The sequence below is a fragment of the Flavobacterium koreense genome, assembly GCF_054776075.1.
This window is the reverse complement of record NZ_BAAHCF010000014.1, coordinates 1-924: the sequence shown is the minus strand read 5'-3', so window position 1 is coordinate 924 and position 924 is coordinate 1. Positions and strand designations below refer to the sequence as shown.

Below are 924 nucleotides of genomic sequence, written 5' to 3'. Positions count from 1 at the left end.
TATTACAATAAGGCGTTGTTGTACTTATCGGATTAGAGCCTGTTTGTGCATCAGTTGGTGTTAAATGATAACTAATCTGAATGCCTACTTGTGTCGATATTTGTGAATTCTTTGTCGTTAAATCAAATAAACAACTCTCGCCATCATTGTTCTCATCACAAACAACATAATTGCTTGGTGTGTTGATGACTGGAGCATAAATTAAATTTACTATTCCTGAAGCACTAAGTCCTACACAACCTGTAACAGTATTGGTAGTAACTACACTATAGGTTCCTGCAACTGTGGTAGTAAAACTAGCAACATTCCCTGGATTAGTAACTCCTGATGGAACTGTCCAAACATAAGAATATGTTCCTGCTGTACTTACTGTAGCTGTTACTGTAGCTGCATCACCTGTACAAACTGTTGGGCTGTTTACCGTGGTAACTGGAAGTGGGTTCACAATCAAACTAAATGAACCTACAGAGATACATCCTGTAACTGTATTTCTAATTGTATACCATATTACTTGAGCATTTGGTGTAACATTTGTATACAAATTAGTAAGCGGACTCGTTTGTGATGTAGCATCTGCTTGTGTCAAATAATATCTCACGGTCATGTTAGACTGACCATTTATTATCTGAGTAGTTTTAGTTGGTAAGTTAAATTGTTCTACTCCATCGCCTGGGCTATTATTATCACAAAGTACATAGTCTGTAACATTTGGATTAATAAGTGGTTTTGGATTAACAATTAATTGTAATGTAGTAGTCGATGGACAAGCTGGTGCTAATGGGTCAACAACTCTCACATGTAAAATTTGAGAGAACGCTTGTATGTTACAATATGGATTCTGTGTGATTATATTAGATCCTGTCAAAGCATCTGTAGGCGTTAAGTGATACGTAACTACTAAATTTGGATTAGTGGTGATTTCTG

General features: G+C 36.1%; 1 pseudogene. It reads right to left on the bottom strand.

The features are described from left to right. Positions 1 to 924 (bottom strand): annotated as a pseudogene (locus ACYU7A_RS07990) (adhesin); the annotation flags it as partial.